Origin of the sequence: Streptomyces sp. cg40 (genome assembly GCF_050320165.1) — a bacterium.
In the GTDB taxonomy this organism is placed as follows: Bacteria; Actinomycetota; Actinomycetes; order Streptomycetales; family Streptomycetaceae; genus Streptomyces; species Streptomyces hokutonensis.
Map to the genome: position 1 here is coordinate 3,361,891 of NZ_CP190128.1, position 22,745 is coordinate 3,384,635.

22 protein-coding genes are annotated in these 22,745 nt (G+C 69.8%); 10 read left to right on the plus strand and 12 right to left on the minus strand.

The genetic code is table 11. The features are described 5' to 3' along the window. Window positions 1-10 precede the first annotated feature (10 nt). A complete protein-coding gene (locus tag ACQHII_RS14525; protein WP_427919709.1) occupies window positions 11-463 on the plus strand; it encodes a MarR family winged helix-turn-helix transcriptional regulator in 453 nt (150 codons plus the stop codon). A gap of 80 nt (window positions 464-543) precedes the next feature. On the opposite strand, the gene ACQHII_RS14530 is transcribed toward ACQHII_RS14525, so the two are convergent. From ACQHII_RS14530 to ACQHII_RS14565, 8 genes are all read right to left on the minus strand, one after another. Next, complete coding sequence (locus ACQHII_RS14530; RefSeq protein ID WP_427919710.1) at window positions 544-1,374, minus strand: LLM class F420-dependent oxidoreductase; 831 nt, start codon at window positions 1,372-1,374, stop codon at window positions 544-546. Beyond that, window positions 1,371-2,384, minus strand: a complete 1,014-nt coding sequence (locus ACQHII_RS14535) for a zinc-dependent alcohol dehydrogenase family protein (protein ID WP_427919711.1) — start codon at window positions 2,382-2,384, stop codon at window positions 1,371-1,373. The genes ACQHII_RS14530 and ACQHII_RS14535 overlap by 4 nt, the downstream gene beginning before the upstream one ends. A gap of 212 nt (window positions 2,385-2,596) precedes the next feature. Beyond that, window positions 2,597-2,851, minus strand: coding sequence for a hypothetical protein (locus tag ACQHII_RS14540; RefSeq protein ID WP_427919712.1), 255 nt, complete (start codon window positions 2,849-2,851; stop codon window positions 2,597-2,599). Next, complete coding sequence (locus tag ACQHII_RS14545; RefSeq protein WP_427919713.1) at window positions 2,848-3,855, minus strand: zinc-dependent alcohol dehydrogenase family protein; 1,008 nt, start codon at window positions 3,853-3,855, stop codon at window positions 2,848-2,850. The genes ACQHII_RS14540 and ACQHII_RS14545 overlap by 4 nt, the downstream gene beginning before the upstream one ends. 125 nt (window positions 3,856-3,980) lie before the next feature. Then, complete coding sequence (locus ACQHII_RS14550) at window positions 3,981-4,340, minus strand: ArsR/SmtB family transcription factor (protein WP_427919714.1); 360 nt, start codon at window positions 4,338-4,340, stop codon at window positions 3,981-3,983. 541 nt (window positions 4,341-4,881) lie between these two features. Further along, window positions 4,882-5,094, minus strand: a complete 213-nt coding sequence (locus ACQHII_RS14555) for a hypothetical protein (RefSeq protein ID WP_427919715.1) — start codon at window positions 5,092-5,094, stop codon at window positions 4,882-4,884. Further along, complete coding sequence (locus tag ACQHII_RS14560; RefSeq protein WP_427919716.1) at window positions 5,094-9,407, minus strand: DUF6531 domain-containing protein; 4,314 nt, start codon at window positions 9,405-9,407, stop codon at window positions 5,094-5,096. The genes ACQHII_RS14555 and ACQHII_RS14560 overlap by 1 nt, the downstream gene beginning before the upstream one ends. Further along, a complete protein-coding gene (locus ACQHII_RS14565) occupies window positions 9,397-9,759 on the minus strand; it encodes a hypothetical protein (RefSeq protein WP_427919717.1) in 363 nt (120 codons plus the stop codon). The genes ACQHII_RS14560 and ACQHII_RS14565 overlap by 11 nt, the downstream gene beginning before the upstream one ends. A gap of 426 nt (window positions 9,760-10,185) precedes the next feature. Between ACQHII_RS14565 and ACQHII_RS14570 the strand changes: the two genes are divergently transcribed. Further along, on the plus strand, window positions 10,186-10,413 hold the full coding sequence (locus ACQHII_RS14570) for a hypothetical protein (RefSeq protein ID WP_427919718.1): 228 nt from the start codon (window positions 10,186-10,188) through the stop codon (window positions 10,411-10,413). A 77-nt stretch (window positions 10,414-10,490) separates the two neighbouring features. Here ACQHII_RS14570 and ACQHII_RS14575 read toward each other — a convergent pair whose 3' ends face one another. From ACQHII_RS14575 to ACQHII_RS14585, 3 genes are all read right to left on the minus strand, one after another. Further along, a complete protein-coding gene (locus ACQHII_RS14575) occupies window positions 10,491-11,681 on the minus strand; it encodes a polyamine ABC transporter substrate-binding protein (RefSeq protein WP_427919719.1) in 1,191 nt (396 codons plus the stop codon). A 109-nt stretch (window positions 11,682-11,790) separates the two neighbouring features. Then, window positions 11,791-13,023 carry a sensor histidine kinase gene (locus ACQHII_RS14580; RefSeq protein ID WP_427919720.1) on the minus strand — a complete coding sequence of 411 codons (1,233 nt, stop codon included), beginning with the start codon at window positions 13,021-13,023 and terminating at the stop codon, window positions 11,791-11,793. After that, window positions 13,020-13,676, minus strand: coding sequence for a response regulator transcription factor (locus ACQHII_RS14585; protein WP_427919721.1), 657 nt, complete (start codon window positions 13,674-13,676; stop codon window positions 13,020-13,022). Before ACQHII_RS14585 ends, ACQHII_RS14580 begins: the two co-directional genes overlap by 4 nt. A 121-nt stretch (window positions 13,677-13,797) precedes the next feature. On the opposite strand from ACQHII_RS14585, the gene ACQHII_RS14590 reads away from it, so the two are divergent. Then, window positions 13,798-14,418, plus strand: coding sequence for a hypothetical protein (locus ACQHII_RS14590; RefSeq protein ID WP_427919722.1), 621 nt, complete (start codon window positions 13,798-13,800; stop codon window positions 14,416-14,418). Window positions 14,419-14,493: 75 nt separating this feature from the next. Here ACQHII_RS14590 and ACQHII_RS14595 read toward each other — a convergent pair whose 3' ends face one another. Then, window positions 14,494-15,933, minus strand: coding sequence for a gamma-aminobutyraldehyde dehydrogenase (locus ACQHII_RS14595; protein WP_427919723.1), 1,440 nt, complete (start codon window positions 15,931-15,933; stop codon window positions 14,494-14,496). Window positions 15,934-16,098: 165 nt separating this feature from the next. Here ACQHII_RS14595 and ACQHII_RS14600 point away from each other — a divergent pair, with 165 nt between their 5' ends. The 7 genes from ACQHII_RS14600 (at window position 16,099) to ACQHII_RS14630 (ending at window position 22,716) form a co-directional block, all read left to right on the plus strand. Further along, window positions 16,099-16,614 (plus strand): Lrp/AsnC family transcriptional regulator, encoded by a 516-nt coding sequence (locus ACQHII_RS14600; protein WP_026178557.1) that lies wholly within the window; start codon window positions 16,099-16,101, stop codon window positions 16,612-16,614. Beyond that, a complete protein-coding gene (locus ACQHII_RS14605) occupies window positions 16,599-17,978 on the plus strand; it encodes an aspartate aminotransferase family protein (protein ID WP_366434037.1) in 1,380 nt (459 codons plus the stop codon). Before ACQHII_RS14600 ends, ACQHII_RS14605 begins: the two co-directional genes overlap by 16 nt. A gap of 202 nt (window positions 17,979-18,180) precedes the next feature. Further along, window positions 18,181-18,921 carry an ABC transporter ATP-binding protein gene (locus tag ACQHII_RS14610; RefSeq protein ID WP_427919724.1) on the plus strand — a complete coding sequence of 247 codons (741 nt, stop codon included), beginning with the start codon at window positions 18,181-18,183 and terminating at the stop codon, window positions 18,919-18,921. Next, window positions 18,903-20,255 (plus strand): hypothetical protein, encoded by a 1,353-nt coding sequence (locus ACQHII_RS14615; protein WP_427919725.1) that lies wholly within the window; start codon window positions 18,903-18,905, stop codon window positions 20,253-20,255. The genes ACQHII_RS14610 and ACQHII_RS14615 overlap by 19 nt, the downstream gene beginning before the upstream one ends. A 61-nt stretch (window positions 20,256-20,316) precedes the next feature. Beyond that, window positions 20,317-20,724, plus strand: coding sequence for a VOC family protein (locus tag ACQHII_RS14620; protein WP_201054612.1), 408 nt, complete (start codon window positions 20,317-20,319; stop codon window positions 20,722-20,724). Between the two features lie 25 nt (window positions 20,725-20,749). Further along, window positions 20,750-21,871 carry an LOG family protein gene (locus tag ACQHII_RS14625; RefSeq protein ID WP_427919726.1) on the plus strand — a complete coding sequence of 374 codons (1,122 nt, stop codon included), beginning with the start codon at window positions 20,750-20,752 and terminating at the stop codon, window positions 21,869-21,871. Window positions 21,872-22,032: 161 nt separating this feature from the next. After that, window positions 22,033-22,716 carry an LAETG motif-containing sortase-dependent surface protein gene (locus tag ACQHII_RS14630; RefSeq protein WP_427919727.1) on the plus strand — a complete coding sequence of 228 codons (684 nt, stop codon included), beginning with the start codon at window positions 22,033-22,035 and terminating at the stop codon, window positions 22,714-22,716. Window positions 22,717-22,745: the final 29 nt, after the last annotated feature.

The window sequence follows — 22,745 nt, forward strand, 5'->3', positions numbered from 1 at the left end:
GGTCCACTCCGTGAACCACCCCGAAACGCGCACCGGCTATGTGGCGTGGCAGATCGGCCAGATCCTGGCGGCCCGGATCGAGCGCGCCCTGCGCCCGTTCCGGCTGACCCTCGCCCAGAACAGCGCCCTGACCCAGGCCATCCGCGAACCCGGCGTCTCCAGCGCGGCCGCTGCCCGCAGGGCGGCGATCACCCCGCAGTCCATGGGCAGCGCGGTGAACGGGCTGGTCGAGCGGGGCTTTCTGGAGCGGCGCACCACGCCCGGCGACCGGCGCACCCAGCGTCTGCACGCCACCGAGGCCGGCGTGCGACTCGCGGCCGAGGCCTCGGAGGCACTGGACTCCGCTCACGCCCAGGCGCTCCAGGTGCTGACACCGACGGAACAGGAACAGGCGCACGCGCTGCTGCTCAAGCTGCTGGCCTCGCTGAATCCGTCGGCGTTGGAGGGCGGCGGGACGGAGTAGGGAGGAAGGGAAGAATCCGGTCCCGAGGCGCCCTCCGGCTGGAGTCGCGCTCCCCGTTGCGCCCTTCGGCCCGGCCGTGGTCAGCGCAGGCGGTCGCCGAGTCGGAGCGCGATCCGGTCGACGGTGCGGATCATGTGCGCGGTGTCCTGGGGGCGCACCCAGAAGAGGACGCGGTCGACCCCGACCGCGGCATAGGCGTCCACGTCGTCGAGTTCGCCGCCGAAGAGGGTGACGGGGACGGGCCGGTCGCTGCCGGGTTTGCGGGCGGTCTTCTTGAACTCGGCGATGTGGTCGAGGATTCCGGGCCGCAGCATGGGGATCCATTCGTCGCCGTAGGCGATGACGCGTCGTGCGACGCCCGGGCCGTTGCCGGCCACGAGGATCGGCGGGTGCGGCTTCCGCACGGGTTTGGGCCAGGAGGTGATGCGGTCGAAGTCGACGAAGTCGCCGTGGTAGGAGGCGATGTCGTGGGTCCAGATCCGCCGCATCGCCTCGACGCGTTCGCGCATGACGCGCCAGCGGTCGTCGGGGGCGGTGCCGTGGTTGCGCATCTCCTGGTTGATCCAGCCGGGTCCGACGCCGAAGTTCATCCGGCCACCGGACAGCACGTCGACGGAGGCGACCTCCTTGGCGGTGACGATCGGGTCCCGCTCGGTCACCAGCAGTACGGCGGTGCCGATCTGGAGGGTGGTGGTGGCCTGGGCGATCGCGCCGAGGGCGACGAAGGCGTCCATGCCGTTCTTGAACTCCGGCGCCAGGTTCATCACGTCGTGGCGTTCGGGTGTGACGGCCGGGATGTGGGTGTGGTCGGGCATGAACAGCGACTCGAAGCCGCGGTCCTCCAGCAGCACGCCGAACTCGCCGGGCGGGACGGCGTCCTGGGTGGGGAACATGATGAAGCCGAACTTCACGACGCCGCTCCGTCCTCGGCCGCGACGGTGACGACGATCTTGCCGACCTGTCCCCCGGCCTCCAGATGACGGTGGGCTCCCGCGATGTCCTCCAGCGGGAACGTCCGGTCGATGACAGGAGTCAGTTCACCCTTGGCGAGGCCGTCCCGGACGAACTCCACGGCGGCGGCCCGCCGTTGGTCGTCGGTGGTGATCTCGAACAACTCGAAGCCGCGGATCGTGAGGTGTTTGAAGAGCACCGCGCCCACGTCGAGGGACGCGGGGGCGCGGTCCAGGAGGCCGTAGACGACGATGACGGCCTCGTGGGCGGCGGAGGCGACCAGGTCGGCCAGGGCCGGGCCGCCGACCGGGTCGAAGATCACCCGGGCACCCTCGCCCCCGGTCAGCTCGTGCACGCGGGCGACGACGTCCTCCTCGGCGGTGGCTACGACCGCGTCGGCGCCGGCGTCCAGGAGCTGCCGCCGCTTGGCGCCGGTGCGGGTCAGCGCGATGGCGCGGGCGCCCGCCTTGTGGGCGACCTGGATCGCGGCCAGGCCCACGCTGCTGGAGGCGGCGGGGATCAGCACGGTGTCCCCGGCGCGCACGCCCGCGAGGTCGACCAGGCCGCCGTAGGCGGTGACGAACTTCATCCACACCGAGGCCGCTTCCTCGAAGGACAGGTGCTCGGGGTGGGCGACGACCGCGTGGGCGGGAGCGAGAACGGCCTCGCCGTGCACGGGATAGTCCGTCATGGCGAAGGACGGCACGACGCTGACGGCGTCGCCCGCACGGAAGCCGGTGACCCCGGCTCCGAGGGCCCCGATCACCCCGGCGGCCTCGTAGCCGATGCCGGAGGGGAAGACCGGGTCGATGCCGTACTCGCCCCGCCGGAACATCGACTCGGCCCGGTTCAGCCCCAACGCCCGGGTGCGGATGAGGACTTCACCCGGACCGGGTGCCGGGTCGGGCACCTCCTCCAGGCTCAGGACTTCGGGTCCTCCGGTCTCGTGGAAACGGACGGTTCGGCTCATGGTGTGACGACTCCTTGAAGCTGTGAGAAAGGGTGGGCTCAGGCCGAAGCGGCGCCGGATCGGCCGACCGGGACCGCGCGGGCGGTGGAGGCGGCGCGGCCCACGTCGTCGAGAAGGCCGTCGTGCGTGTTGAACGCACGGGTCGCGCCGACCGGGCGGGCGCAGTCGGAGATCTGCCTGGACGGACGGCGGCCCGGGGTGGATGGGGGGTGCTACTCGCCGTGCACCTCGACGACGTCGAGGCCCGCCGCGGTGAAGGCGTCGCCGTGGGTGACGGCGTGTACGCGCCACCTGCCGAGCCCCCCCAGCCGCCCGGCCACATCCGGGTGGGTCCAGATACACGGCGCCGGGTTCTTCTCGGCGGCGGCACGCAGTCGTTCCTCACGGACGGCGGCGTGGCCGAACTTCGTCAGGCGCGTGGCCGTCCTGCCGGCAGTCGCGCCGACGGTCGGGCCGCGCCCGGTCACGACGCCGTGTCCTGGTGCGAGACGGTGACGACGATCTTGCCGACCTGGCCGTTCGCCGCCATGTAGCGGTGGGCCTCGGCGATGTCACGGAGGTCGAAGGTGCGGTCCACGACCGGGACGAAGGAGCCCGAGGCGAGGCCCGCGTTGACGAACGCGACCGCGCGGCGCAGTCGTTCGGGGTTCGTGGTGATCTCGAAGAGGGTGTACGTGCTGCTGGTCAGCGCCGGGTAGGACCGCGCGCCAGGCAGCGGGGTGGGGCGCGGGTCGAGGGCGCCGTAGACCACGAGGAAGCCGCCGGGGGCGATGCCCTGGGCGATGGTCTCCACACCGGGGCCGGCGATCGGGTCGAAGGCCAGGCGGACGCCCTCGCCGCCGGTGATCTCCTTGACGCGGGCGGGGAGGTCCTCCTCGTCGGTGACCACGACATGGGCCGCGCCGGCGTCCAGAAGGCGCTGCTTCTTGTCGGCGCCGCGGGTGGTCGCGATCGGGATCGCGCCGATGTGGCGGGCGATCTGGATGGCGGCCAGTCCGACGCTGCTCGAGGCCGCCGTGATCAGGACGTGGTCGCCGGGCCGGACGTTGCCGCTCTCGGCGAGGGGACCGTAGGCGGTGACGTAGGCCATCCACACGGCCGCCGCCCGCACAGGGTCGACGTTCGCGGGGCGCGGTACGACGGCCGAGGCCGGGAGGACGACGTGATCGCCGTAGGTGCCGTACTCGGTCTGCAGGAACGACGGCACGACCGCGACCGGGTCGCCCTCGGCGAGGCTCTCGACACCGGCACCGACCGCCTCGACGACGCCCGCGGCCTCGTAGCCGAGGGTGGAGGGGAAGACGGGCTCGTAGAAGTAGCCGCCCTCGCGGTACATGATCTCGGCCCGGTTCAGACCGATCGCGTCGACCCGGATCCGCACCTCGCCCGCACCCGGGGTGCCGGTCTCCACCTCGTGGAGAGTCAACACCTCGGGCCCGCCGAGCCGGTCGAACCGAACGATTCTTGCCATGGCGCATCCGTCCTGGGAGCAGGGGTGGGGAAGCACGTCGGGTCAGCCCGGCGCGCGTCATCACCCTGCCCCAAACTTCGATGACCGTCAAATTTCGACAGCCATCGAAGTATGCGCGGATGGCCTCAGGCGGCACCCGCCTCGCCCGTCCCGGCCTCCGTCCCGGAGGCAGCCACCACCGACGACAGCAGACCGGGGAAGCGCTCCTCCATCTCGTCCGAGCGCAGCGTGTTCAGCTTCGTCGTCCCCCGGTAGTACTGCCGGATCACGCCGGCCTCGCGCAGCACGTTGAAGTGGTGGGTGAGCGTCGACAGCGACACCGGCGCCTCGAAGGTGCCGCAGCCCTTGTCCTCGTCCGCCTCGGCCAGCTGGGACACCACCATCCGCCGCACGGGATCCACCAGCGCCTCCAGGACCTGCTGCAGCGAGACATCCGACAACTCGGGATGCGCCACGGTCCGGGCAGCGGTACGGGGGCGGGCCACGGTGACTCCTTGAGACGACATCGATGTGGTCCGGCCATGGTACGACCGTCATCGAAGTCCGGCCGGACCCTCAAGATCCCTCGGCAGCGGAAAGACGATGGGCGCTTTGGTACAGCGCAGGTCGGGAGGGGCGTCGCCGCGGCAACAGGCTGGACGAGTCGCAGGCGGTCCAGGTGCGCGCCGACAGCAGAGCGCCTGGCGACAGCCGCCCGAGCAGCCCGCGTCGAGGTGATGCGCCGTCACCTCTGAGAGCCGGCAGCGGTCTTGATGCCGACCATCCCTCTTTTGTGCCAGCCAGAAATCCTCGTCACACACGTGTGACCAGGATCGTTAGTTGGCACTGAGCAATGTTCGTGACCTGCGTTGATGCCAAGTAGTTTCAGCAACCGCAGGGACGGCAGCGGAAAGATGGTTGGCACTTTGGTACAGCGCAGGTCAGGAAGGGTGTCGCCGCGGCAACAGGCTGGACAAATCGCAGGCGGTTCAGGTGCGCGCCGGCAGCAGACGGTCGTCGGCGAATGCCGGCCGCGTCACCACTCGCTCAGGCACACGGAGTGATGATCTCCCAGTCCTTCGCGGGGTCTCCGGTGAGCAGGTACTCGCTCAAGTACATGTCCGTGTCCTCTTGGAGGTCGTCCTCCAGTTCCCATACTGACTCGCATTCCGGGCACAGGAAGAATTTCTTGCCCGTGTCCTTGCGCTCGTAGCAGCGCACCCAGTCCTGGCCACAGTGGGCGCAGGCAACCTTTTCCATCAGTTCCAACTCCTTGGAAACGCCGTGATCACTTCGTTGCCGTGTTCGACGGTGATCGAAATATATTCTTCTCCGGGGTTGTAACCCACTTGCCGGGCCATCGGGATGATGTAGGTGGTACGAGCGCCCTGCTGATTGACCGATACCGCTGCGGCCCGCCGGTTCCATGCCTCGTCGACTGTCTCCAACACCCCCTGGTTGCCCGTGTCGAACACTCCGTGAGCGGGCTTCACGGGGTTGTCCCGTGTGTGCTGCATGACATGGGTGATGCGGTGCCCCTCAGCCGATCCCGGACCGTAGTCCAGCCCTTCGGGCGATCGGTACCAGCCGCCTCCGAGGTCGTCCAGTTCACAGCCGTACAGACCCAGCGGGTCCGACCAGGTGCCGGGATGGCGGACATACGCCGACGGGTTGGGGCCTGCCGTCAGTCCCAGGGGGTCCTGGCTCAGGTAGCAGGCTGTCTCGGGGTCGTAATAGCGGAAGTAGTTGTAATGCAGGCCCGTTTCGGCATCCGCGTACTGCCCCGGGAACCGCAGCGGGCAGTCGGTGGTGGCGGACTCCGGGTCTCGCAGCACCGTGCCCCAGAGTGACGTCCGGCCCTGCCATGTCCTCGTGCCCTCATCGGTCACGAGTTCGGTCGGAGTGCCGACGGCATCCGTGATGACCGCCTGGAAGAGGATCGCGTGGTCGGGTGCCGACTCCGCGGCCAACCGGGCGAGGAACGAGTCGTCGTGACCTAGAGCCGATCGCCGGTGATCGGTCTGGGCGACCGGCCGATAGGTACCGGGCTCATAGTCCCAGGTGGTCACCTGGCCGTCCGATCGTCTCTGTTCGGACAGCCTGGTGTCGTCCCAGGAGAAGTCGGTGCGATCGGCCTGCGTTCCGTCATCCGTCAGTCGGTATTTGGAGAGGCGGCGCCCGAGCGGGTCGTACACGTATCGCCAGCGTTCGCCGCCCGGTGTGCAGACTTCGGCCAGGCGGTCCTCTGCCGTCCAGGAGTAGGTCCACCTACGAGCCTGCCCGTTGAGGAGCTTGCGGGTCCTGCCGATCAGACGCCCCTGGGCATCGTGTTGGTAGGTGGTGCGGCCTGCACGGCGGACGAGGGTGCCGTCGAAGTCACGCTCCCCGGCGGAACCGTGATCGGGTGCTGTGGCGCCCACCAGATTGCCGGCCTGGTCATAGGCGTATGTCTCGGTCCAGCCGTGGGCACGCACGGCGGTGACACGCCCCGTCCCGTCCAGGTCGAAGTGGCGGGTACCCGTGGTGAGTTCCCGGATCTCCGTCAGGTGGTCGTCGGCGCGGTAGGCATAGGTGCGGTGCTGCAGCAGGTTCTGCGCATCGGCGGAGCCTGCGGTGAGGGACTGGACCGTGAGGCGGCCGGTCACGTCCCACTTCTGGGTCAGCAGAACATCGACGCCGAGACGGCGCTCCGTCTCGCGCCCGGCGGCGTCGTGGGCGAAGGACAGGGCACCTGCCTCCGAGCGAAGCTCGGTTGGACGACCTGCCATGTCGTACGTCCACAGCGAGACCAGCCCGGACGGAGTTTCGCGGCGGACGCAACGACCCATGAGGTCGTAGGCGTAGGCCGTGGCGTGGTCGTCGACCGTCTCGCTGAGGACCCGTCCGAGGGCATCCCGGGCGAGGACCAGCGCGGCGTCCCCGTTGACCGCTCGGGCGAGCAGTCCGTCCGCTCCGTACTCGAAGGTCGTCGTCTCACCGGTGCCGGTGCGCTGTTCCACAACGCGGCCCGCCCCGTCCCGCACGAAGGTCAGCGTCTCACCGGCCCCGTTGGTCCGTGAGACCAGCCGGCCTGCTGCGTCGTGGGTGTACGTCAGCGCGCGCCCGTTGAAGTCGGTTTCGGCCACGAGACGGCCGGCCTCGTCGTAGCTGTACGACCAGGTTCGGCCTTGCGGATTGACGACCTTCGCCAAGCGCAGTTCCGTGTCGTACAAGAACTGGTAGAGCGCGCCGTCCGGGTCGGTCAGCGTCGCGGGGACGTCGAAGTGCGCTGCCGTGTGATGCGTCGTGTTGCCCGCCGCATCCGTGTGGCTGAGCAGGTTGCCCTCGGCGTCCCAGGTCCATGACTCCCGGCTGCCATCGGGCTGTTCGCGCCAGGCCGGCTTGCCTTCCGCGGTCCAGCCCAGGCGTGTGATGTGGCCCAGAGGGTCGGTCACCCTGACCACCCGGCCGAAGACGTTTCGGCGAATCGTGGTGGTGTGGCCCAACTCGTCCGTCAGGGCGACGGGCAGACCGGCCGCGTCGTACGTCACCGTGCGGGTGTGGCCGAGCGCGTTCGTGATCGCGGTTGGACGGCCCGCCTCATCGTTCGTGTACCGCGTCTCGGCACCGGTCGGGTCCACGGTCCTCAGTAGATTGCCGCGCTCGTCGTACGTGTGCCGCCAGACCGCCCCGCCCGGCTCAACCACTTCGGCCGGCAATCCGAGCGCGTTGTATGCGGCCCGGGCTACGGAGCCGTCGGCCAGGGTGAGTTCGGTGAGGAGTCCGTCCTCGTCGTAGGTGTACCGAGTCTTGTGCCCCAGCGGGTCTGTCACCTCGACCGGCTGTGTCCCGTACTCGTCCCACTCTGTGCGGGTGACATGGCCGAGCGGGTCCGTCTCCTCCACCAGCAGACCTTCGGCGTTGAACCGATGGACCGAGATGTGCCCCTGGGAGTCGCTGTACGTGGTCGCGCGGGCTGTTTCGTCGTAAGCAAGCGTGCCCGAGAGAATTCCGTCGACCCCCTCCGTGCGGACCACGCGGCCGCGCTCGTCGTAGACGTAACGGAACCAAGTGCCGTTGCGGTCGGTCCACTTGGTGACCCGGCCCTCGGCGTCGTACGTGAACGACAGGGGTTCGCCGCCGGAGTTGATGACCCCGGCGAGATTCCCGGACTCGTCGTAGCTGTAGCGCATCACGACCGTGCCGTCGTCGGCCGCGATGCTGGGCCGATAGCGAGAAGGCGGCTCGTCCAGCAGACGCAGGGCCGTGATGCGTGGGCCCTCGGTATCGACGGCGACGTAGTAGCCGCCGGAGTGGCGGAGGCCGAACGGCACGCCCTCGTCGCCGCGTTCGACGTCGATACGGTTGCCGTTGCGGTCACTCCAGGAGTCCAGCGCCAGGTGAAAGACGCCGAAAGAGGGGGACGGGACCGGGGCGGCGAAGGTGCGGACGACTCCCGTCGCCGGGTCGGTGACCGTCATGGCGCCGTCCGGCTTGCCGTCCCATTCCAGGGGCCAGCGCATGCCCTTCACCGGCATCGTAGGGACACCCGGTTCGGGCACCGGGTAGACCAGGCGCATGCCGTCCGCCGCCGCGAACACCACGCCCTCACCATCGATCTGGAGGCATTCGTCGAGGGTGGAGATCCAGGTCGGGCCGAAGCAGACGCCGCCGCGGTAGGAGGAGAGGTGGGTGCGGGTGAACTTGAGCGGCAGACTCCCCGGCAGCGTCAGATCTGTCTGCGTCATCAGCATCGCGCCGGTCGCCACGTCGATCGGCTCGCCCACGCACGGGATGCGGTCGGCGGTGCGGGCCGCCGGGCCCAACTCGACCAAGTCGGGCCGCAGCGACGGCGGGCGCAGCAGAAGGGGCGTGGTGTCGCTGAGCCCGCCTTCCATGGTCGCTTTCAGGACTCCGCCGCCGGCGCCCAGCGCACCGCCGAAGATCATGCCGTCCTTGGCCGCCTGGTTGACCTCGTCGAGGCTGAAGCCCTGCTGGAGTCCGGTCGCGATCTTCAGCGGCTGGGCCACGGCCAGGTCGACGGTGACCGACTCGATCCCGCCGAACGCGGCGGCGACCAGCGTGCCGCCGGCGATCTCGGCGATCGTCGTGGAGACCGCGACCCCGAGCCCAGCGCCGAACTCGATGACCAGGTCGGCCGCCGCGACAGCCGCGCCCGAGGCCAACCCGGCGGTGAAGAAGGCCAGCGCCACCCCGCCCGCGATCACCGCCGCGTCGATACCGATCTGCGTCCAGAGCCTGTTGATGGCGTCGTCGATGGCGTCGGCGAACTTCTCCAGCGCGGTGGCCATGTCCCGCCCCGAGCCGGCCAGGTCCTTCAGCCAGCCGCTGTCGTTCCCCTCGGCGTTCTTCGAGTACCGGCCCCAGAACTTGTCGAACGCCTCGATCGACTCACCCGTGTTGTTGTGGATGATCGAGGACGCGCTCTGCTGGACAGGGCCCCGCAGATCGTCCACGGCGTCCGCGAAGGTGCGCCAGGCCGTCGCCGCCGACCGCAGCTTCCCCGAGTCGGCCTCCGGCCACCACAGGCCCAGATCGAGCAGGATCTTCCGGGCCTCGTCCTCAACGCTCACCGGCACCGTCCGCCTTGGTGACCTTCACTTCGGTGAACATCCCGGCGATCAACTCGTCGTTGTCCACATGCCCGTCCGCCAGGTCGGCCATCGCCTCGTGAATGCTCGTCAGACCGAGCACCAGCGTGCCCGCCGCGCTCTCGATCTTCTTCTGCAACGGCTTGTAGGAGTCCCCGAACTCCTTGCCCTGCTTGTCGTTTCCCCACGGCTCGCCCAGCCCGTCGAGGGACTTCACCAGCGCGGTCAGCGCCTTGCCGAGGTCGACTGCCGCCGTCTGGAAGTCCGGTGCCACCCGTTTGATGTCGGCGGTCTTGATGTCGAGGACCTTGGTCGGATCCTTGCCGTCACCCATCGCGCGTTCCCCCGTTCGCAGTCGCGTCCACGACCCTAGAAGGGGAAGACCAAGGAATGCCCATACGTTGGCAATGCAAAGGCAACACTCCTGGCGCAAGCCGACTGCGATCGCCCTGGAAGGGCCCGCTACGCCCGTGGTGTCCGAGTACGTGTCGGACCGACGGCCTCGCCTCGGCGACTGTGCGATCCGAGGAGGGTGACGTCCCGCCGGGTGGGTTGGCTGATCGGCGGGCTTGCCCCAAGGCCCGTCCTCGCCCTGTACGAGGCCCTGAAACAGATTCCGTGCCTGCGCTGCTACTACCCACAGCCCGTCTCCTCCACCGGACCCAGCGCGGAATGACGACCGTACCGGACAAGGCGCCGCCCGAGTCGTCGCCAGCCGTACGGCAGCCCGCCCGCCGAAGTCAGCGGTCTGCTGGCGCGCATGACCTTCCACCATGCGTGGCTCCAGATCGAAGCGTCGTCAGTCGCAGGGCCGTACGCGATCCTCGTCGCCACGGCCCGCGCGGAAGCTGGCGCACAGATGAGTCTCGCCTGGCAGCAGCCGCCCATCAGGACCGACGAAGGGATGAACCTCGGCGCGGCCTACCCCCGCGACCGATCAACAGCTGCCCGAGCAGCCTGCATTGAGGTGATGCGCCGTCACCTCTGAGAGGCAGCAGCGGTCTCGGTGCCAACCATCCCTCTTTTGTGCCAACCAGAAATCCTCGTCACACGGCAGAACGCCCCCTACAACCCCACGATCTTGTTCCACTCCTTCGCGAACTCCACCCGTTCCGTGGACGTGATGTCCCGCGCGATGGCGAGGTGCTTGCGCATCGTGGTGTCCGGGAAGATCAGGGGGTTTTCGGCGAGGGCCGCGGTGTCCTTGTCCTTGGAGGAGGCGAGGACGTCCTGGGCGGCGGGGACGGGGCAGACGTAGTTGACCCAGGCGGCGAGTTCGGCGGCGACCTCGGGGTCGTAGTAGTAGTCGATGAGCTTTTCGGCGTTGGTCTTGTGGCGGGCCAGGTCGGGGATCATCAGGGAGTCCGCCCAGAGCTCGGCGCCCTCCTCGGGGACGACGAAGCGGATGTCCGGGTTGTCGGCCTGGAGCTGGATGACGTCGCCGGAGTACGCCTGACAGGCCAGGACGTCGCCGCTGACCAGGTCCTTGGTGTAGTCGTTGCCGGTGAAGCGGCGGATCTGGTTCCTGCTGATCTGAGTCTGGACCTGGTCGCACACCTTGTGGAAGTCCGCGGCGGTCCACTTGGTGATGTCGACGCCGTTGCCCTGCATCAGCAGCGCGAACGCCTCGTCGAGGCCGGAGAGCAGGGTGACCCGGCCCTTGAGGTCGCTCGCCCACAGGTCGGAGACGTGCCGGATCTCGCGGCCGAGCTTGCGGTGGTTGTAGGCGATGCCGGTGATGCCCGACTGCCACGGCACCGTGTAGCGGCGGCCCGGGTCGAAGGCCGGCGAGCTGAGCTGCGGGTCGAGGTACTTCGCCACGTTGGGCTGCGCCGCCCGGTCCATCCGCTGGACCCAGCCGAGGCGGACGAACCGCGCGCACATCCAGTCGCTCATGACGATCAGGTCGCGGCCGGTCTGCTGGTGGTTCATGAGCGCCGGGCTGATCTTGCCGAAGAACTCGTCGTTGTCGTTGATCTCCTCGATGTAGTCGACGGAGATCCCGGTGCGCTTCTCAAAGGCGTCGAGGGTGGGCCGCCTGGTCGCGTCGTTGTCATCGGTGTCGATGTACAGCGGCCAGTTCGCCCAGGTCAGCCGCTTGTCCTTGGCGGACAGATCGGCACCGGCACGGTCGCCCGCCTTCACATAGGCGGCGGGCACACCGCATCCGGCGAGGGCACCGAGCGCGGCGGTGGAGCCGACCGCGCGCAGCAGGGAGCGGCGGGAGGGCGAGTACGGCTTCGGAGTCTTGGGCACCCGCGCAGCATGACGCGCCGACCGGGGTCCGATCAATGGACGCTGCGTCCAGCGGCCACCCGCGGAACCGACACCTTGTCGATCGGTTGTCTGTGAAGTAACCGCCAGTTCACACGGGAGGCGCGGAGCGCGGGATCCCGGCCGCCGCGGGGGCGGAGGCCGGGGCCGGACTCCGGTGCTCCGCCGGGGCGTACGGCTGGGCGTACGGCGGCAGGCTCACCTCCACCACCAGCCCGCCCTGCGGCCGGGTCCGTGCCCGCACCCGTCCGCCGTGCGCGGCGACGACCGCCGCCACGATGGACATCCCGAGACCGAGGCCGTCCCGCTTCCCGACCCGTTCCGCGCCCAGCCGCCGGAACGGCTGGAACAGTCCGGCTGCCTCGTCGGCCGGGATCACCGGCCCGCTGTTCTCGATCCGCAGCCCGGGCCGGCCCAGCGGATCGAGCCCCGTCCAGACACTCACCCAACTCCCCTCCCCCGCCGGGAGGTTGTGCCGTACGGCGTTGTCGGTCAGGTTGACGACCAGCCGCTCGACGAGCTGCGGATCGCCGAGCACGGGCGCGGATTCGAGCCGGGCCCGCACGGGAAGCTCCACACCTCGCAGCCGTTCCTCCACGACCGTCGCGAGATCCACGAACTCCCTTGTCTCCAGGCCGCGTTGGCTGCACGCCAGCGTCAACAGCGCCTCGATCAGCCGCTCCTGCTCCTGCCCGGCCGCCCGCACCCGGGCCAGCGCCGCGCGCAGCACCTGTGCCGGTGCGTCCGGGTCGGCGAGGGTGACGTCCACGATGGCCTGCTGGAGCGTGAGCGGGGTGCGCAGTTCGTGCGAGGCGTTGGCGACGAACTGCTTCTGCGCCTCGAACGCGCCCTCCAGCCGCGCCAGTACGGCGTCGAAGGTGTCCGCCATCGCCTTCAGTTCGTCGTCGGGACCGGGCACCGCGAGCCGTGCGTGCAGGTTGTCGGCGGAGATCCGGCGGGCCGAGGCGGTCATGGTGCGCAGCGGCGACAGCACCCGGCCGGCCATCAGCCAGCCCAGCGCGAGCGAGGCCAGGGTCATCACGGCGAGCGCGATGACGGCGTAGACGACCAGCTGGTGCAACTGGTCGCTGCGGGCGGCCTCGGCGACGGCGGTGAGCGTCGGCGCGCTCACGGCGGGCACGCCGCCGATCACCTGGGTGCTCGCCCCCGACGTGGCGGACACACCCCCGGTGGTCTGCGCGAGCAGGTACACGAAGGTCAGCAGGAGCGCGCCGGCACCCACGAACAGCGCGCCGTAGAGGAGGGTGAGGCGCCAGCGGACGGTGCGCGGCCCGTGCAGCCGTCGCAGGAACCGCGCCGTCATCGGATGCGGTACCCGGCCCTGTCCACCGTCTCGACCAACGGCGGTTCCCCCAGCTTCCGGCGCAGTCTGCTGACGGTCACCTTGACGGTCTGGCTGAAGGGATCGGCTGCCTCGTCCCATGCCCGCTCCAGGAGTTCCTCGGTGGACACGACCGTCCCCTGCGCGCCGAGCAGGAGTTCCAGTACGGCGAACTCCTTGGGGCTGAGCGGCAGTTGGCACCCGGCCCGAGTGGCTTCCCGGCGCGCCGGGTCGAGCCGGAGTTCGCCGCGCACCAGGACCGGCGGCAGCGCGGGCTGCGCACGGCGCGCCAACGCCCTTATGCGGGCGACGAGTTCGGTGAACGCGAACGGCTTGGGCAAGTAGTCGTCGGCCCCGAGTCCGAGCCCCGCGACCCGGTCGGCGACCGTCCCGGACGCCGTGAGCATCAGCACCCGCGCCCTGCTGTTCCCCGCCGCGAGCGTCCGGCACACCTGGTCACCGTGGACGCCGGGCAGATCGCGGTCGAGCACGACGACGTCGTAGCCGTTGATCTCCGCGCGCTCCAGGGCCGTAGGACCGTCGAACGCGAGGTCGACCGCCATGCCCTCGCGGCGCAGTCCCGCCGCCACCGTCTCGGCGAGTTCTTCGTGGTCCTCGACCACCAGCACACGCATGGCCGCCAGTGTGACGGGCGGGCGGTTACACGGGTATAAGGGCGGCCGTTCCGTCGCTGTAACCGTCCGGGCTGTTGTGTGGATCCCGTCCAGCGACACCCGTACACAGCAGGAGGAACACATGCGTCCACTGGCGACCAGGCCCAGGCGGCTCGCCCTCGGGATCGCCGTACTGTCGGCCGCGGCGCTCGGCACCGTCACCGCCGCGGCGGCGCCCGCGTCTCACGCGACCAGCTCCGGTTCCCACGGGACGGTCGTCTCCGGCAGGACCGTCGTCAAGCAGAAAGGCCAGGGCGGCAAGGAGTTCGGGTCCGGCAAAGGCGTCCCCTTCGCGGTCGAGTACACGCCGACCTCCCATGCCCCCGGCGACCTCAACGCGGCGAACACGCGCTTCGCCGCATGCATGCGTGCGCGGGGGCAGTCGGTCTTCCCCGACTTCCACGCGTCCAAGGGCTCGGACGGCGGCGTCATGCTGCGCGTGCACATCAACGGCAAGGGCGGGCCCGGGTTCGACCCGAGCGCGTCCGGCTACAAGAAGGCCCTCAGCGCCTGCGGACCCATCCTGAAGAAGACCGGCATCACCTTCCCGAACCCGGGCGACCTGCCGGCGCCGCCGTCACAGCCGGCCCCGGGCAAGGGAGAGGGCGGCATCACCCGGCACACCGAGGGCGGGAAGTCCGGCAAGCCCGGGAACGTCACCTCCGAACTGCCCTCCCTCACCCGCGCCTTCGAGAACTCCTGACCATCACGAGGGGGAACAGCGCGGCCCCGGACGGATCAACTCCCGTCCGGGGCCGCGCACTTGAGCTCGTGACCACTACTCGCCCAGCGACGTCATGACGTGCTTGATGCGTGTGTAGTCCTCGAAGCCGTAGGCCGAAAGGTCCTTGCCGTAGCCGGACTTCTTGAAGCCGCCGTGCGGCATCTCCGCGACCAGCGGAATGTGGGTGTTGATCCACACGCAGCCGAAGTCCAGGGCCTTCGACAGGCGCATCGCGCGGGCGTGGTCCTTCGTCCACACGGAGGACGCCAGCGCGTAGTCGACGCCGTTGGCCCACTCGACGGCCTGGGCCTCGTCCGTGAACGACTGGACGGTGATGACCGGTCCGAAGACCTCGTTCTGGATGATCTCGTCGTCCTGCTTGAGGCCGGAGACGACGGTCGGGGCGTAGAAGTAGCCGACGTCACCGACCCGGTGACCGCCCGCCTCCACCTTCGCGTGCGCGGGCAGCCGCTCGATGAAACCGGTGACCTGCTTCAGCTGGTTGGGGTTGTTCAGGGGGCCGTAGAGCACGTCCTCGTCGTCCGGCTGCCCGGTCTTCGTCTCGGCCGCCGCCTTGGCGAGCGCGGCCACGAACTCGTCGTGGATGCCCTCCTGGACGAGGACGCGCGTCGCCGCCGTACAGTCCTGGCCGGCGTTGAAGAAGCCCGCGACCGAGATGTCCTCGACGGCCTTGGCGATGTCGGTGTCCTCGAAGACGACGACCGGGGCCTTGCCGCCCAGCTCCAGGTGGACCCGCTTGAGGTCCTTGGACGCGGACTCGGCGACGGACATGCCGGCGCGCACGGAACCGGTGATGGAGGCCATAGCCGGGGTGTGGTGCTCGACCATCAGACGGCCGGTGTCGCGGTCGCCGGTGACGACGTTGAAGACGCCCTTGGGGAGGATCGAGCCGATGATCTCGGCGATCAGGACGGTGGAGGCGGGGGTGGTGTCCGAGGGCTTCAACACCACCGTGTTGCCGGCGGCCAGCGCCGGGGCGAACTTCCACACCGCCATCATCATCGGGTAGTTCCAGGGCGCGACCTGCGCGCAGACGCCGATCGGCTCGCGCCGGATGATGGAGGTCATGCCCTCCATGTACTCGCCGGCCGAGCGGCCTTCGAGCATCCGGGCCGCGCCCGCGAAGAAGCGGATCTGGTCGACCATCGGCGGGATTTCCTCGGAGCGGGTCAGCCCGATCGGCTTGCCGGTGTTCTCCACCTCGGCGGCGATCAGTTCCTCGGCCCGCTCCTCGAACGCGTCCGCGATCTTGAGCAGGGCCCGCTGGCGCGCCGCGGGGGTCTCGTCCCGCCAGGCCGGGAACGCGGCGGCGGCCGCCGCCATCGCGGCGTCCACGTCCGCCGGCCCGGACAGCGGCGCGGTCGCGTACGCCTCCCCCGTCGCGGGATTGACCACCTCGGTGGTCCGTCCGTCGGCGGCGTCCCGGAACTCACCGTCGATGTAATTGCGCAGACGACGCAGCTCGGTGCTCACTGCCGGCCCTCCAAGTTCAGGTGTCCAATCACTGAGACACCCACCCTAATCGCCCGGCCCACGTTTTCAACACCCCTGATCGCGCCAAGACTACGAAATCCGCAAGTCTCGACCACGTAAACAACGAATTTCATCGAAGCGGCCTTGCGGAACGGTCGAGACGTCGTGCACAGTGAAGCCGTGGCCAGTCGTAGCGCAGAACACAGGGACTCCCGCGAGTCCAGGAACGGGACTCCGCATCTGGATTCCGTCTCCCTCGCCATCATCGAGCAGCTCCAGGAGGACGGCCGCCGGCCGTACGCCGCGATCGGCAAGGCCGTCGGCCTCTCCGAGGCGGCCGTGCGCCAGCGCGTCCAGAAGCTGCTCGACCAGGGCGTCATGCAGATCGTGGCCGTCACGGACCCGCTCACCGTGGGCTTCCGCAGACAGGCGATGGTCGGGGTGAACGTCGAGGGCGATGTCGAGAACGTGGCGGACGCGCTGACGGCCATGCCGGAAGTGGAGTACGTGGTGATGACCGCGGGCTCGTACGACCTCCTCGCCGAGATCGTCTGCGAGGACGACGACCACCTGCTGGACGTCATCAACAAACGCATTCGGGCGCTGCCCGGCGTGCGCTCCACCGAGAGCTTCGTTTATCTGAAGCTCAAGAAGCAGACCTACATGTGGGGAACCCGATAACCGTGAGCAAGGACCTCAGCCGCACCGCGTACGACCACCTGTGGATGCACTTCACCCGCATGTCCTCGTACGAGAACGCGCCCGTTCCCACGATCGTCCGTGGTGAGGGCACCTACATCTACGACGACAAGGGCAAGCGCTACCTCGACGGTCTCGCGGGTCTGTTCGTGGTCCAGGCCGGTCACGGCCGCGCCGAGCTGGCCGAGACCGCCGCCAAGCAGGCGCAGGAACTGGCGTTCTTCCCCATCTGGTCGTACGCCCACCCGAAGGCCGTAGAGCTTGCGGAGCGTCTGGCCCACTACGCGCCCGGCGACCTGAACAAGGTCTTCTTCACCACCGGCGGCGGCGAGGCGGTCGAGACCGCCTGGAAGCTGGCGAAGCAGTACTTCAAGCTCCAGGGCAAGCCCACCAAGTACAAGGTCATCTCCCGCGCGGTCGCCTACCACGGCACCCCGCAGGGCGCCCTGTCCATCACCGGACTCCCGGCCCTCAAGGCGCCCTTCGAGCCGCTCGTCCCGGGCGCGCACAAGGTCCCGAACACCAACATCTACCGCGCCCCGCTGTTCGGCGACGACCCGGAGGCCTTCGGCCGCTGGGCCGCCGACCAGATCGAGCAGCAGATCCTGTTCGAGGGCCCGGAGACGGTCGCCGCGGTCTTCCTTGAGCCGGTGCAGAACGCCGGCGGCTGCTTCCCGCCCCCGCCCGGCTACTTCCAGCGGGTGCGCGAGATCTGCGACCAGTACGACGTCCTCCTGGTCTCCGACGAGGTCATCTGCGCCTTCGGCCGCCTCGGCACGATGTTCGCCTGCGACAAGTTCGACTACGTACCGGACATGATCACCTGCGCCAAGGGCATGACCTCGGGCTACTCCCCGATCGGCGCCTGCATCATCTCCGACCGCCTGGCCGAGCCGTTCTACAAGGGCGACAACACCTTCCTGCACGGCTACACCTTCGGCGGCCACCCGGTCTCCGCCGCGGTCGGCCTCGCCAACCTCGACATCTTCGAGCGCGAGGGCCTCAACCAGCACGTCCTCGACAACGAGGCCAACTTCCTCCAGACCCTCCAGAAGCTGCACGACCTCCCGATCGTCGGCGACGTCCGCGGCAACGGCTTCTTCTACGGCATCGAGCTCGTCAAGGACAAGGCCACCAAGGAGACCTTCACGGACGAGGAGTCGGAGCGCGTGCTCTACGGCTTCGTCTCCAAGAAGCTCTTCGAGTACGGCCTCTACTGCCGCGCCGACGACCGCGGTGACCCGGTCATCCAGCTGTCGCCGCCGCTGATCTCCGACCAGTCGACCTTCGACGAGATCGAGGGCATCGTCCGCCAGGTCCTCACGGAGGCCTGGACGAAGCTCTGACCGTAGCTTCCGATCTTCCTTCTGGATGATCAACACCGGCCCCGGCGCCGCCGTTCGAGTGAGAAACGGCGGCCCGGGGCCGTGTGCTGTCCGGGCTCCCGCCGACCGCTCCTTAGCGTGCCAGTGACCGATCGGCCCCCTCTTCGTTCCCCCGGACGGGGGATGCGATACGGGAAAACGGATCTGAACGAGGTGTACGCGCATGGTGGCCCCGCCGGACAACGACGTGCTCTGGGCACGTGCCCTGCACTTCCAGCACCACGACGGAACGCCCGCCCTCGGCGGTGTCTCGCTCGGCGTCCGGGAGGGCGAGATCCTCGCCGTCAACGGCCCGCGCGGCAGCGGCAAGACGACCCTGCTGAGATGCCTCTCGGGTCTGGAGCGCCCCAACCGCGGCGAGGTCTGGTTCAACAGCGTGCCCGTGCACACCATGGGCCCGATGACCCGCGAGCGACTGCGCCGCGACCGCTTCGGCTGGATCGACCCGGCGCCCGTGCTGGTCCCGGAGCTGAACGTCTGGGAGAACGCGGCCCTCCCCCTGATGCTGCGCGGCACCAGCCGCCGCCGGGCCAAGACCGCCGCCCTGGAGTGGCTGGACCGCCTCGACATCGGCGAGCACGCCCGCAAACGCCCCCACGAACTGCGCCAGGCCGAGCGCCAGCGCGTGTCGATCGCCCGCGCGCTGGCCCCGGCGCCCACGGTCCTGTTCGCCGACGAGCCGACCGCCCCGCTGCACCGCGCGGACCGCGCCCACGTCCTGCGCACGCTCACCACCGCCGCCCGCTCGCACGGCATCACCGTCGTCCTCGCGACCCACGAAGCGGAGACGGCGGCCCTCGCCGACCGCACGGTGTCCCTCCTCGACGGACGCCGCGTGAACACGGTCCACCTCCCCCCGGTCACCGAAGCGGAAGGCCGGGCCGAGTGCTCGCTCTCCGTCTGACCCGCGGCTCGCACCCCGCCGTCCAACTCCGCCGCCTGCTGGTCGCGGTGGCCTCGGCGGGCACGGGCTTCCTCCTCCTGTGCACCCTCGGCTACGCGATGGGCCACCCCGACTCCCCCGCCGCCGCGGCCCTCCGCCTCGGCTGGTGCGCGACCCCGCTGGCCGCCACCGTCTACTTCGCGGTCGCCGTCGCCCGCACCGACCCGGCGACCAGACCCCGCCCCGGCCTCTCCGCGATCGGCCTCGGCCCCGGCCGCCTGATGGCCATCTCCGCGACCACGACCGCGCTGGCCTGCACCCTCGGCTCCATGCTGGCCCTCCTCTTCTTCCTCCACCTGCGCGGCGACCTCACCGGCATGCCCTTCGACGGCGCGGCGGCGGAGTTCCTGGCCTCGGACCAGCCCCTGCCGCTCCCGGCGGCGCTGACCCTCCTCGCCCTCGTACCGCTGACCGCCTCCGTCGCGGTGGCCCTCGCCCTGCGCCCCCGCGACCTCCGCCCCGCCTCCGAGAAGGGCCCGGCAAGGTCGTACGGCCGCTTCGGCGTGCAGGGCCGCCCGGACCGCCGCGAGACCTTCGGGGCGTACGGCCGTTTCGGCGCGCATCTGCGTGCGGGGACGCGCGGCGGCGGGCCGGAGGCCGAACCGGCCGAACAGCCCGCGCAGACGGAGCAGTCGGAAGGCGCGCACCCCACTGCCCACGACCCCTCGCGCCCCCCGGCTCCCCGGGAAGCCCCCCGAGGTCTGCCCTGGGGCATCGCCGTACTGGCCGCCGGGCTCGCCGTGGAGGCGTACGCGAACCGGACGCGGGACGGCGGCGGGCTGTCGCTGCCCGGCGGGCTCGCGGACGGGCCCGCGAGCGTGCTGGCCGGCTGGGTCCTGACCGCGATCGGACTCGCGCTGGCCGGACCCGGACTCACCCATCTCTGCGGCAGGCTGCTGCAGTCCGTCGGCCCCGGCGCGCTGCGGCTGCTGGCCGGGCGCGTCCTGATGGAGGAGGCGACCCGGATCGGACGCCCGCTGGGCGTGGTGTGCGCGGTGGCGTCCGGCGGCTTCGCGATGACGGCGCTCTACGACGCGGACGCCCCGGCCTTCGGCCCGCTGACCACCCTGGGTCTGCTGCTGGTCACCGGCTGCACGGTGGCGACCCTGCTCACCGCCGCGCTGGAGGCCAAGCACGCCCGCGCCGACACCACGGCCGCGCTGCTGCGCCTCGGTGCCCCCGCCACCATGCTGCGCAGCGCGGCGGCCCTGCGCGCGGGCGCGCTGCTGGCCCTGTTCCTCCCGCTGACCCTGTTCGTGGCCGAGCTGGCGGCGCTGCCGCTGGCCGGCCGATGAGTTTCGCGCGGACGGCCGGTCTACCCACCGAACAGCACGTACGCCCGATGGGAGACCGCGCATGTACCAGCAGATGATCTTCGTGAACCTGGCCGTGAACGACGTCGACGCGTCGAGGAAGTTCTTCACGGAGCTCGGCTACTCGATCAATCCCCAGTTCAGCACCGACGAATGCGCGTGCGTCGTGATCAGCGACACGATCATCGCGATGCTCCTCGGCAAGCAGCGGTACAGCGACTTCACCAAGAAGGAGATCGCCGACTCGACGAAGACCAGCGAGGTACTGCTGTGCCTGAGCGCCGAGAGCCGCGAGAAGGTCGACGAGCTGGTCGACAAGGCCATCGCGTCCGGCGGCACGGGCAGCGGTGACGCCATCGACCAGGGCTTCATGTACGGCCGTTCCTTCGACGACCCCGACGGCCACACCTGGGAGGTCATGTGGATGGACCCGGCGGCGGTCCAGGGCTGACCGGCTCACTGCCTAGCATGGGCGCGTGCAGACGAGCCCGGCCCATGCGGCCCCTCACGACGAACGCGAGATCGAGACGGTCGAGGACTTCGACGCGACCGTCTCGGCCCGCGGCACCCTCGCCGGGTACCGCGTCCAGGCCGTCGATCTGACGGACCGTACAAAGGAGTTGCTCACCACCGACACCGCGGGCGCCGTCTTCCTCGGGTGTCCGATGCGTGACGAGGCCGCGGCGAAGATCCGCGCCGAGGGTGCCCTGGTCTTCCCGCCGGTGCCGCATCTCCCCTTCGACCCCTACCGCGGTCATCTCTACACGCCCGCCGAGCTGTTCGCCTCGCTCGGCAAGGGGTACGAGCAGACGCCGGACGCGCTGGCGTACGCCTGGTTCCAGCAGACCAAGGCGGACGGCGACATATACGCCTCGATGCTGCGCGCCGTGCACGACGACTCGATCTCCGACGCCCTCGACGAACTCCTGCGCGGGGCGCGGGTGGTGGGCGTGATGGGCGGCCACGCGATGGCACGCGGGACGGAGGCCTACGGCGGTGCCGCGCGCCTGGGCCGGGAGTTGAGCCGCGCCGGCTTCACGGTGGCGACCGGCGGCGGACCCGGCGCGATGGAGGCGGCGAACCTCGGCGCGTACGCGGCGCCGTACGAGGACGCGATGCTGGAGGAGGCGTGCGAACTCCTCGCCGGATCACCCTCGTTCAGCCCTTCCGTCACCGACTGGGCCCGGCGCGCCTTCGAGGTCCGCGACCGCTGGCCCAAGGGCAACCACTCGATCGGCATCCCGACCTGGTTCTACGGCCACGAGCCGCCGAACGCCTTCGCCTCGCACATCGCCAAGTACTTCGCCAACGCCACCCGCGAGGACGGCCTGTTGGCCCGCTCGAACGCGGGTGTGGTGTTCCTGCCGGGCGCGGCCGGGACCGTACAGGAGATCTTCGACAACGCGACGCCGAACTACTACGAGTCGCGCGGCGAGCCCACGCCGATGGTTCTGGTGGACCGGGAGCACTGGACGGAGCGGCTGCCGACCTGGCCGTTGCTGCGTGCACTTGCCCGGGAACGGTCGATGGAGGGCCGTATCGCCCTCGTTGACCGGATCGAGGAGGCTCCGGAGGCGCTGAAACGTCTCGCTCATTAAAGTGCAGGTAAAGGCAACTGCCGCACACCGCATATGCATTGACACTGCTTACGCAGCACTTATAGACCAGTGAGACTCCTGGGGGTGGTGGTGCCTCACCTCGAACGCTGCCTCATCTCCCCCTAAACCCCCCGCAGTTGCACATCCCGTGAAGGGCAAACGTGTCCATATCTCGACGTTCCGTACGCATCCTCGGTGTCGCGTCCGCCTCGGCCGCGCTCGCGCTCGGATTCGCGGGCAACGCGCTCGCCTGCAACATCAGCGAGTTCTCCGCGGAAGCGACTTGTGACGGCGCCAACGGTGTCATCAAGGTCACTGACAAGGACGCCTCCGGTACCGAGGCGACCGTCACGGTGTTCCTGGAGAACAACAACGCCGACGTCAGGCAGGTCGGCAAAGCGCAGACCGTCAAGGGCTCGCGCGAAGGTGTCACCATCTCTTTCGCCGAGGCCTGGCAGCCTGACGCCAAGTACCGCGTCCACGTCACAGCCACCAACGGCCTCGACAAGGACCTTGGGGAACTCCTGACCACCCCGTCCAAGGCCTGCGCCACGGAGTCGCCCACCCCGACTCCGACCGAGGCTTCCCCGACCCCGTCGGAGACCGCCTCGACCCCGGCCGAGTCCGACACCCCGACCCCGTCGGCCTCGGAGAGCAGCAGCACCGCCCCCGCCACGACGACGGACAACGCGCCGTCTCCGGCGGCCGGCAGCTCGAACCTCGCCGAGACCGGTGCCAACTCCAACACCGGCATGATCGCCGGTATCGCGGGCGCGTTCGTCGTCGCGGGCGGCGGAGCCGTCTACTACGGCATGCGCCGCCGCGGTGCGACCAACGGCCGCTGATCGACCCCCTGTTGTGGCCCGCCCGGTTC

Excerpts from the sequence above, each read along its gene's own strand:
- ACQHII_RS14535 (WP_427919711.1), bottom strand. The coding sequence starts at position 2,384 with ATGAGCCGAACCGTCCGTTTCCACGAGACCGGAGGACCCGAAGTCCTG.
- ACQHII_RS14545 (WP_427919713.1), bottom strand. The coding sequence starts at position 3,855 with ATGGCAAGAATCGTTCGGTTCGACCGGCTCGGCGGGCCCGAGGTGTTG.
- ACQHII_RS14555 (WP_427919715.1), bottom strand. The coding sequence starts at position 5,094 with ATGGAAAAGGTTGCCTGCGCCCACTGTGGCCAGGACTGGGTGCGCTGC.
- ACQHII_RS14565 (WP_427919717.1), bottom strand. The coding sequence starts at position 9,759 with ATGGGTGACGGCAAGGATCCGACCAAGGTCCTCGACATCAAGACCGCC.
- ACQHII_RS14570 (WP_427919718.1), top strand. The coding sequence starts at position 10,186 with ATGACCTTCCACCATGCGTGGCTCCAGATCGAAGCGTCGTCAGTCGCA.
- ACQHII_RS14580 (WP_427919720.1), bottom strand. The coding sequence starts at position 13,023 with ATGACGGCGCGGTTCCTGCGACGGCTGCACGGGCCGCGCACCGTCCGC.
- ACQHII_RS14585 (WP_427919721.1), bottom strand. The coding sequence starts at position 13,676 with ATGCGTGTGCTGGTGGTCGAGGACCACGAAGAACTCGCCGAGACGGTG.
- ACQHII_RS14590 (WP_427919722.1), top strand. The coding sequence starts at position 13,798 with ATGCGTCCACTGGCGACCAGGCCCAGGCGGCTCGCCCTCGGGATCGCC.
- ACQHII_RS14610 (WP_427919724.1), top strand. The coding sequence starts at position 18,181 with ATGGTGGCCCCGCCGGACAACGACGTGCTCTGGGCACGTGCCCTGCAC.
- ACQHII_RS14620 (WP_201054612.1), top strand. The coding sequence starts at position 20,317 with ATGTACCAGCAGATGATCTTCGTGAACCTGGCCGTGAACGACGTCGAC.